General features: G+C 68.7%; 12 protein-coding genes. 6 read left to right on the top strand and 6 right to left on the bottom strand.

The genetic code is table 11. The features are described from left to right. The coding region (locus tag LR393_RS33520) for a hypothetical protein (protein WP_231489244.1) at positions 1 to 285 on the bottom strand (285 nt) is incomplete at its 3' end. Positions 286 to 295: 10 nt separating this feature from the next. Here LR393_RS33520 and LR393_RS33515 point away from each other — a divergent pair. Further along, positions 296 to 1,789 carry a nitric oxide synthase oxygenase gene (locus tag LR393_RS33515; RefSeq protein WP_231489243.1) on the top strand — a complete coding sequence of 498 codons (1,494 nt, stop codon included), beginning with the start codon at positions 296 to 298 and terminating at the stop codon, positions 1,787 to 1,789. Between the two features lie 94 nt (positions 1,790 to 1,883). On the opposite strand, the gene LR393_RS33510 is transcribed toward LR393_RS33515, so the two are convergent. Further along, the gene (locus tag LR393_RS33510; RefSeq protein ID WP_231489242.1) at positions 1,884 to 2,915 is read right to left on the bottom strand and encodes an ABC transporter permease; all 1,032 of its coding nucleotides are present in this window, start codon (positions 2,913 to 2,915) and stop codon (positions 1,884 to 1,886) included. A gap of 97 nt (positions 2,916 to 3,012) precedes the next feature. Between LR393_RS33510 and LR393_RS33505 the strand changes: the two genes are divergently transcribed. From LR393_RS33505 to LR393_RS33495, 3 genes are read left to right on the top strand one after another with little or no spacing between them, the layout of a single operon-like run. Then, positions 3,013 to 3,624, top strand: a complete 612-nt coding sequence (locus LR393_RS33505; RefSeq protein ID WP_231489241.1) for a TetR/AcrR family transcriptional regulator — start codon at positions 3,013 to 3,015, stop codon at positions 3,622 to 3,624. Then, complete coding sequence (locus LR393_RS33500; protein WP_231489240.1) at positions 3,624 to 3,782, top strand: hypothetical protein; 159 nt, start codon at positions 3,624 to 3,626, stop codon at positions 3,780 to 3,782. Before LR393_RS33505 ends, LR393_RS33500 begins: the two co-directional genes overlap by 1 nt. Positions 3,783 to 3,811: 29 nt before the next feature. Beyond that, positions 3,812 to 4,420 (top strand): dihydrofolate reductase family protein, encoded by a 609-nt coding sequence (locus LR393_RS33495; RefSeq protein ID WP_231489239.1) that lies wholly within the window; start codon positions 3,812 to 3,814, stop codon positions 4,418 to 4,420. A 56-nt stretch (positions 4,421 to 4,476) separates the two neighbouring features. Here the strand turns inward: LR393_RS33495 and LR393_RS33490 are convergent, their stop codons facing one another. Beyond that, positions 4,477 to 4,674 (bottom strand): DUF397 domain-containing protein, encoded by a 198-nt coding sequence (locus LR393_RS33490; protein ID WP_231489238.1) that lies wholly within the window; start codon positions 4,672 to 4,674, stop codon positions 4,477 to 4,479. After that, complete coding sequence (locus tag LR393_RS33485; RefSeq protein WP_231489237.1) at positions 4,671 to 5,477, bottom strand: helix-turn-helix domain-containing protein; 807 nt, start codon at positions 5,475 to 5,477, stop codon at positions 4,671 to 4,673. Before LR393_RS33485 ends, LR393_RS33490 begins: the two co-directional genes overlap by 4 nt. 421 nt (positions 5,478 to 5,898) lie before the next feature. Here LR393_RS33485 and LR393_RS33480 point away from each other — a divergent pair, with 421 nt between their 5' ends. Continuing rightward, on the top strand, positions 5,899 to 6,087 hold the full coding sequence (locus LR393_RS33480) for a hypothetical protein (protein ID WP_231489236.1): 189 nt from the start codon (positions 5,899 to 5,901) through the stop codon (positions 6,085 to 6,087). 28 nt (positions 6,088 to 6,115) lie between these two features. Here the strand turns inward: LR393_RS33480 and LR393_RS33475 are convergent, their stop codons facing one another. Continuing rightward, entirely contained in the window at positions 6,116 to 6,469 is a 354-nt protein-coding gene (locus LR393_RS33475) for a VOC family protein (RefSeq protein ID WP_231489235.1), read from the bottom strand. Between the two features lie 126 nt (positions 6,470 to 6,595). Here LR393_RS33475 and LR393_RS33470 point away from each other — a divergent pair, with 126 nt between their 5' ends. Then, positions 6,596 to 7,969, top strand: a complete 1,374-nt coding sequence (locus LR393_RS33470) for an MFS transporter (RefSeq protein ID WP_269328316.1) — start codon at positions 6,596 to 6,598, stop codon at positions 7,967 to 7,969. Between the two features lie 43 nt (positions 7,970 to 8,012). Here LR393_RS33470 and LR393_RS33465 read toward each other — a convergent pair whose 3' ends face one another. Then, on the bottom strand, positions 8,013 to 8,966 hold the full coding sequence (locus tag LR393_RS33465) for a tetratricopeptide repeat protein (RefSeq protein ID WP_231489233.1): 954 nt from the start codon (positions 8,964 to 8,966) through the stop codon (positions 8,013 to 8,015). Between the last annotated feature and the right edge of the window lie 49 nt (positions 8,967 to 9,015).

The raw sequence follows: 9,015 nt of genomic DNA, 5'->3' as shown, positions 1-9,015 counted from the left end.
ACCTTCCGGGACCGCTCGGCCGTCGGCGACCCCGAGATCTGCGCCGACCGCGAGGTCTTCGGCGGGCACGCGGCCCTCGGTCGCCCCGACATCCCCGGTCACCCCCGTCACCCCGATGCCGCCGATCGCCGCGGTGCCGCCGTTCACCGATCTGGAGAGCCCGGCGTCGGCGACGCATCGGTCTGCGGCGGCCAGCACATCTGCGGTGGCCAGCACATCTGCGGCGGTCAGCACATCTGCGGTGACCGCCTCGTCCTCCCCGGCCATCGACTCTCTGGGGACCACTGCGTCTGCGGTGACAACGTCGTCCTCAAGCAGCTCGTTCTCGGAGGCCCCGCCGGAGCACCCGGTGTTCCGGAACACCACGGCATTCCGGCACGACACCGAGCGCGCGCCGATCGATCCCGAGCGGGTGGCGGGCGACTGGGCGCTCATGTACGAGTGGCTGGAACGCGACGAGGAGATGGCCTCGGTCTGTGGTTTCACCGCGGCCGACCTGACCTACGCCGCGCGCAGCACCCGGATCCGCGAGCTGCGGGCCGAGGTCGGGCCCGGGCGCACGTTCACCGTGCAGCCGAACGAGATGCAGTTCTGGGTGCGGTATTCGTGGATCAATTCCGACCGTTGCTCGGGGCGTCAGCACGCGTTGCAGCACGCCGTGATTCAGTACCGGCCCGAGGCGCGCAGCGCGGTCGACCTGCTCAAGGCCGTGGTCGATCACGCGAAAACTGCCATGAGCGCGCCGGTTCCGCCGCAGACCGTGATCACGGTGCTGGGCGGGCCGACGGCGCCCGGCGAGCTGGGCCCGATGTTCGTGACCGAGCAGATGCTGCGCGCGGCGGGGTACCGCACGCCGGACGGCGGCTGGGTCGGTGACGGCGGCTATCTCGACGTGACCGACTGGGTGCACCGTAACGGTGGATCCGCGCTCATCCAGCGGACGACCGGTTACCGCCCGGCCTCTTTCGATGTGCTGCCGATGATCGCGATGGGCGAGGAGGGCGAGCTGGTCATGGCGTCCGTGCCGAACGCCGCCCAGTACCTCATCGACATCCCGTGGCCGCGGCACCCGGAGACCGACGTGACCGCGGGCGACGACGCCGCGTACGGCGAGCCGTTCGCGTGCTGGCCGGCGATCCCGCTGCAGACGAACTTCGACATCGACATCGCCGGGCAGCGGTACTGCACGATCTTCAACGGCTGGTACGTGGACGAGGAGCTGGCCACCAACTTCCTCGACACCCGCCGCTACGACTGGACCGGTCGTATCAGTGAGGCCATCCACGGCCCGGTTGACCGGCAGATGCTCTCGCGCACAGACCGTTTCGACGAGTATAAGATGTCCCAGATCGAGATCGCGACGCTGCGGGCCGTGCGCGCCGGGTTCAAGCAGAACCGGATGAAGCTCAACAACCTCTCCTCCAGCCAGAACGGTTTCGCCAAGTTCTGCACGCGGCACGAGACGGTGCACGGTGAGATGCCGCCGAACGACACCGGCTGGACGTCCAACCGCATCGGCTCGCGCTTCCGCTTCCCGAGTCACCCGATGCCGCACAAGCCCCAGGAGCAGGGTGCCGCGCTGGTCAAGCACTGGCTCTCGGTGAAGTCGCTGCGCCCCGACGTGCCCGTGCACCTGGCCGACCTGGAATCTTCGCGCTCCGGCCGTCACGCGATCACGATGGCCGAGCGGTCGACCTCCCCGCACCCGCACGAATCGGTGTGGGGGGACGAGGGCGCCCCCGCGAACGGTGGCTGCCCGGTGGACCACACGGCCCTTCGCAAGGGCTGAGCTCTTTCATCCATGGCCGGCCGCTGCGACCCGTGATCGGGGAAGTTCCGTGCGGTCACGGCGCACGGAACTTCCCCGATCCGGGGCGGGGCGTTCAGGCCAGGGCGGGTTCAGCCGGCTGCGCCATGGCCTGGCGGGTGCGGCGGGACGAGCGGGTGCTGCCGATCGTCACGAGTACGGCTCCGGCCAGCAGCCAGACGGTGAGGACGACGACCGACTGCAGTGCGCCGTGGCCGTCGAAGAAGGCGGTGGAGCGCAGCAGGTGCCCGGCCGCGCCCGGCGGCAGGAACTGGCCCACCTGACCTGACCAGCCCGGCAGCATCTCGGGTGCGCTGGTTGTGCCCGAGAAGGGATTGCCCAGCAGCATCATGGTCGCCGCGCCGATGCCGAATCCGAGCGCGCCGAGCAGACTTTCCAGGCCGAGAATGGCCACCGAGGTGGCACCGACGGCCAGGGCGATGGCCCCGGCGTCGGCCCAGTAGCTGCCCTCGATCGAGCCGAGCCAGAACTGCAGGATCGCGGCCATGGCCAGGCCGCCGGTGATCGAGTAGGCCAGGGCCCCGACGATGCGCCGGGACGCGCCGCGCACCCGGTTGGTCAGCAGCAGTGCGGCGAGCATGCCGCCGAGCACGAGGGGGAGTGAGCCGGCGGCCAGGCCGGCGCCGCGGGGGTCGTCGGCGGGCAGGGGAGCGAGGTCGCGCACGGCGGTGGTCGGCTGGCCGGCCGGCTGGGACATGGCGGTGCCCACGGCCTGCAGCGTCTGCGCGATTACCGGGCTGGCGGCCGAGGCGATGAGTACCTGCGGGGTGCCGGTGCTGACGTCGATCGCGCCGTAGACGTCCCGGTCGCGCACGGCGGCCTCGGCCGCGGCGGTGTCGTCGACCCGGGTGATGTCGAAGGCCCCGGCGTCGCGCTGCTGGAGGGCGGCGATCACCTGGTCGGCGGCCGTGGCGGGGCCGGCCACCGCGATCGGGATGTCGTGGGCCGATGACCGTGCCGCGGGCCAGGCGAACGCGGTGAGGATCAGGCTGATCAGCACGGTCAGCATCGCCACCGTGACGGCGACCTGGGCCCAGGGGGAGTGCCGGGGTGCTGCGGGGGAAGTCGTGGCGCCGTCCGTGGACATGGACGTTCGCTCCTTAAAAGAGAACGGTTATTCGTTTTCAAGCTAGGAGCCGCAGGTCCCGTTGTCAAGAACGAACGTTCGCTTTTAAGGTGGTGGCATGCCCCGCGTCACCGAGGAATACCGTGCCGCCCGCCGCGGCGAGATCATCTCTGCCGCGGGGGAGCTGTTCGCCCGAAACGGCTTTCATGCCACGTCGATGGCCGACATCATCGCGGCCTCCGGGCTGTCCGCCGGGGCGGTGTACCGCTACTTCCGCAGTAAGGAGGAGCTGATCGGGGCGGTGGCCGAGAGCGCCCTGGGCACGGCCGACGAGGTGTTCGCCCGGCTGCTCGAGATGGACCCGGCGCCCTCCCCGGCCCAGGCCGTCACGACGATGATCGACCACCTGATGACCAACGTGGCCCGCGAGACAGTCGAGGGCGTGGACCTGACCCGCATCGCGCTCCAGGTCTGGGCCGAGGCCGTGCGCAATCCCGACCTCAGCGCCCGGGTTGACGCCGCCATCTCGCGCCTGCGCAGCCGGTACTCCGAGGTGGCTCAGCGCTGGCAGGCGGAAGGTCATCTCCCGGCCGCGGCCGATCCGGCCCAGGTGGGTGCCGTCATGCTTGGCATCACGCAGGGCTTCCTGGTGCAGAACCTGCTGATGCCCGGTACGAGCATCGAGGGCTACTCGGACGGGGTGCGGGCCCTGCTGGGGGAGGAGGACTGATGGAGCTGATCGACCTGGCCGCCGGCCATCTGAATCCGGTGCAGGTGGACGACCGGCTGTCCGGGAGTGTGGCCGCGGCGATCCTCACCCGGCCGGGCGACCTGTTCTTCGGCGTCTGCATCGACACCGGCCGTCCGGTCGGGCCGGCAGCCCGATGAGTTTGATGGTTGGGCGCAGTCGGTAGGGCATGCCTCCTATCACCGCCCACCTCTCCATCTCCCTCGACGGCTTCGTCGCCGGCCCCGACCAGAGCCAGGACAACCCGCTCGGCGTCGGCGGGATCGAGGTGCACCGCTGGCGCATCGGCGAGCTCGCGAACGACGCCGACCGCCGCATGAACGATCGACTCATGGCGCCGCGCGGCGCGTACGTCATGGGCCGCAACATGTTCGGGCCGGTCCGCGGAGAATGGGACGACTCCGACTGGCGCGGCTGGTGGGGCGACGAGCCGCCGTACCACGCGCCCGTCTTCGTGCTCACCCACTACCCGCACGCACCGATCGAGATGAAGGGTGGCACCACCTTCTACTTCGTCGGCGACTTCGACGAGGCGATCAAGCAGGCGGTCACGGCGGCCGGAAACGACACCGTCACGATTGCCGGCGGGTCGAGCGCCGTGCGGCAGGGCCTGCAGCGCGGGATCGTCGACGAGATCATGCTCAGCACAGCCCCCGTACTGCTGGGCAGCGGCGAGCGGCTCTTCGACGGCATCACCGACCTCAAGGCCGAGCCCATCGACGTCGCGGCCTCACCCTTGGCCACCCACGTCGTCTACCGCATCGATCGGTCGGTGTAGATCCGTTCGCCCGGTGGAGGATCCCCCGACCGACGTCGGGGGATCCGGGCCGGGAGTCAGCGGAGGACGTCGAACTCGCCGTTGCCGGCGGCGTCCAGCCAGGCTGCCATCGGGGAACGGGGGAAACTGAGGATCGGGCCGTCGGGGTCTTTGCTGTCCCGCACCTGAATCAGGCCGTCGTGGCGACGCATCTCTACGCAGTCACCCGAAGCCTGGCTGGCGCTCGCCTTGATCCATTCGGTGTCACCCATCATTGCCACTCTCCTATGTCGCGTGAAGCCTTCGTAGCGAGATTAGCGAGAGCTCGGGCCTGAGTGACGATGGTGGGGGCGCTCAGTACGCGCCCGCCACCTAGGTGCTCGGTATACGCACTGGTCCCCAGTTCGGTGGTGATGAGAGTGAAGGCGCCCGGAAGTGATGGCGCTGTCGCGTAATCCAGCGGGATGTAGCGAATGCTCACCCCATCTCGCCGGGCCATATAGCGAAGCCGGATGATCTGCTCGGCCATGATGGCGCTGGAACCGACGAGCCGCCGTAGGGCAGCCTCGGACATCACCACCTTCAGGCAGGCGTCGCCGCGATCCCAGAAGGCGGCTTGCCGTTCCTGGCGCTTATTGCGTTGGGCGACGGCATCGTCAGGCGATGGGTAGGGATAGTCGGCCTGCAGAGCTTCGTGATATTCCGGCGTCTGTAACAGCCCGTGGATGACGTCGAGGGTCACCGTCGTGACGCTCGTGGCTCGCTTTTCCATCAGGAGGTAGAGACCGAAGCGCTGCGGGCTGGACTCCAGCCAATCGCCCTTCTCCTGAGTGGATTTCGCCATCTCGACGAGAAGCGAGGTATGGGCGGCCGGGACATCGTAGAGGCTGCAGAGAGCCTGCACATGTTCCCATTTGAAGGGACCCTTCCCCGCTTCTATGCGATTGGTTCTGTCGCGCGACCCAAGGAGGGCTGCGCTGACATCACTCTGTGTCTTCTTGGCTCGTTTTCTCAGTGCCTTGAGTTCTGCGCCCAACTCCAGCGCGATCGACCATGTCTGATCAGCGACGGGTGACATGGCGTAAGAATTACACGACCAGAGTGTCATGGAAAAATTGACTTAAAACCTGACATTGCCGCGATCTCTTCTCTCGCCCAGAGTTGTCGCAGGCCGCAAGAAGCGCGGCCCGAAGAAGGGTTCAGTGTCGCCCGCCCCTTTCCCGGGCGGAGTCGCAACGGGGGACGCCGAACCTGCCCTGGCCCCTGCGTGGGGAAGACCTGGCCGGCAGCCCGGCCAGTGCTGCGTGGGGGCCAGGGGCTTCGTCGACAATTTGTGAATGGTTCTGACGGGGAGGGTTTTTGATGCGGGAGATTGAGCACGACGAGGGGCATCGCTGGTTCAGGTCGTCCGTCGTGGACGAGGAGGCCGTCGATCACGAGCGGCAGATCGGTGCCGTGGCTGTCGCCGGCGACATCGTGCGGGTGCGTTTGCGCAGCGGGTGGGCTTCGACCTGCTCGCCGAGCCGATTGGGGTATGCCCGAGCCCACCCCGGATCACCCTGGGCGAGACCTTCGAGATGACCGCGCAGCAGGCGCTGGGCATTGCCGAACTTCTCCGTGCCGCCGCGCACTTCGCTCAGCAGATCGATGGGCAGGCGCGGTGGCCCCGGTTGGTCGCCGAAAGTTAGGAGCTTCGGGCACCGCCGCGCGCTCGGCTCATCGCGGCAGAGAGCTGTAGAACACCAGCCCGTTGCCCTGGTTGTCGTAGACCACCGCACGCCGTTCGTGGGCGTCGTTGTACGGCCCCTTCACGATGGCGCCGCCGCCGGCCTCGATCGCCTTCGCCGCCGCGTCCACGTCAGCGGTCTTGATGGCGACCACGGTCTTGCCGGGCAGAGGGTGGTCCACGGGTGTCGCCAGGGCCACGGTGACCGACCCGCCGTCGAGCGCCGCGTAGTGGGCGCCGTCACGGAACTTCAGGGTGAAGCCCAGGGTCTCGGTGTAGAACTGGATCGACGCGTCCAGGTCGTCGGTCGACAGAACGATCTGGCGGACCTCGAAATCACTCAACGGAACCTCCTGCGAGACGTGCCGGCGTACCTATGTCCACCAGATTAGTGGACAAAGGACGATTGGCAAGGTTACGTTGCTGACGTCAACGATTCCGCAGATTTCGCCGCCCGGGAGCAACGGGGCCTGCTCGCCGCCTGTGTCGGGGCCGGCTTCGCGACGCTCCTGGACTCGGCCGTGGTCAATTACGCCGCGCCGTCGCTCGGCACCGAACTCGGCGCCCCGAGCAGCGGGGTCGCCTGGTTCCTGTCGATCTACTCCCTCACCTTCGGTCTCGGGCTGGTTCCCGGTGGACGACTGGGGGACGTCCTCGGTCGCCGCACCCTGTTCGTCACCGGACTCGCCCTGTTCGCCCTCGGGGCGCTCGCCTCGTCCACTGCTCCGGGAATCGTGGCGGCCGTAGGCGCTCGCGCCGTGCAGGGCCTGGGCGCCGGGCTGATCAGCGCGCAGGTACTCGGGATCATCCAGGACCAGTTCACCGGCATACGACGCGTGCGGGCCCTGGCCGCCTACACCGCGGCCGGGGCAGCCGCCGCCGTGATCGGCCCTCTCGGCGCCGGGCTCGTGCTCACCGTCGCACCCGACAGCATTGCCTGGCGCGTGGTGCTCGCCCTGAACCTGCCGTTCATTCTCGCCACCCTGCTCCTGACGCTCCGGTTCATCCCGCGCCAGGCCCGGACCGCCCGAAGAACCGATCTCGACCTGCCCGGCATCCTCCTGGTCGGAGCGTTCGTTCTGCTCGTCACCGTTCCCGTGATCGACACCGGGATCGACGGCACCCGTCTGCGGGCCGTCATCGGCGCCTGCGCGCTTCTGGCCGTGGCGACCGTCATCTGGGAACGCCGCTACGCCGCCCGCGGCCGAACCCCGCTCTTCGTCCCGGCTCTCATGACCGCCCGCGGATTCGTGATCGGAAACCTCGTCGCCCTGCTGTGGTTCGGCGGAGTCCTGGCCCACTCGACCGTGCTCACGATCTACCTCCTGCAGGGCCTGGGCTGGAGCCCCCTGGCCGTCGCCGCCACCCTGATCCCCGGCGCGCTCGCCCGCGTCGCCGCCTCGTCCGTGACCTCCCGCGTGTACGCCCGACTCGGCCCGCGCACCCTGCCGCTCGCGCTCGCGGTTCAGACCGTGGCCACGATGGGCCTGGTCGTCGTGGGGACGACGCTCGACCGTGCGGCATTCCTGGTGGCGCTGATCGCGATCGAGATCGTCGTCGGCACCTCGTCCGCCGTTTTCGAACCTCCGCTGCGCGCGATCACCCTGAGCTTCGCCCCGCCGACCCACCACGGCGTCGCCGCGGCCTTTCTCCAGCTGACGCAACGACTCTCGGCCACGTTCGGCGTCGCCCTGGTCACCAGCGTGATGTTCACCGCCGACCTCGTCACCGTCACCCGAGCGGCCTGCAGCGCGGCCTGCTCATCTGCACCGGCCTGGTGCTCACCGCCTGCGTGCTGTCGCTCAGCCCGGCGTTGCAGGTGCGCGAGGTCGAGGTGGTGGTGAAAACCGACCGATGAAGGACGTCGTGGTCGCCCCGGATCCGCGGCTATCCCTGCGTCGGGAGAGACTTTTCGAGGTGCTCCCGGAATTCCTGCATGTCCGTCAGATCAGGGTTCCCGGCCTCGGTGGCCAGGTCGATCGCCCCGCGTAGCGTCGTGAGAGCTTCCTGCGGGCGGTCCAGCTTGTACATGATGATGGCACTGGCGAAGGTGAACGAGGCCTCGGTGGAGCGGTCGCCCAGAGCGCGGACCAGTTCCAGAGCCTGGTCCATGTAGGCCTGCGCCTGCTCCAGATAGCGGTTCTTGTGGGCGATCACGGCGAGGTTGTTGAGGATCGTGGCCTCGGCGGAACGGTTTCCGAGCTCCTGCAGGATCGGAAGGGCCAGATGGTAGTTGTTGATGGCCTGCTGGGGATTGTCGAGGAGATCCTGCACATGGCCGAGGCTGTTCAGGGTCGCGGCCTCACCGGCCCGGTCGCCGAGCTGCTTCTGAAGGGTGAGGGCCTGCGTGTAGTTGTGGACGGCCGGCAGGTACTCACCGAGCTTCTCGTGAACCAGGCCGATGTTGACGAGGGTGACGGCCCGGCCGGCCCGGTCACCGACCGCCCGGCGGATCGGGAGGGCCTGCCGGAAGAATTCGAGGGCCTTCGTGGTGTCGTCGAGCCGGTGGTGGGCATGGCCGATGTTGTGAAGGGCGGTGGCCTCACCGAACCGGTCGCCGGTCTCCCGCAGGATGAGAAGAGCCAGCTCGAAAGGCTCGAAGGCCCGGCGTGGGTCTTCGGAATCGGAGTAGGTGCTGCCGATCTCGTTCAGCGTGGCGGCTTCGTTCGCCCGGTCGGCGGCGGCCCGGTACCGGCCCAGAGCCCGCTCGAAGTGATCCAGCGCGCCCGCGGCATCTCCGGCCGAGTTCAGGGCCTGACCCTGGTGGTAGAACGCATCGGCCTCCGGCTCGCCTGCGTGCTTGGCTCCGGGAGCTCCGGGGAAGGGCAGCACATCAGCCATCCGACCGTCCTCGCGCTCTGCGGTGCCGGCAGAAGGCTGGTCTTCGGCG

Origin of the sequence: Kineosporia mesophila, from assembly GCF_021129235.1 — a bacterium.
Classification (GTDB): domain Bacteria; phylum Actinomycetota; class Actinomycetes; order Actinomycetales; family Kineosporiaceae; genus Kineosporia; species Kineosporia mesophila.
Note: the sequence above shows the minus strand (reverse complement) of the source record. Positions and strands in the feature narration are given on the sequence as shown.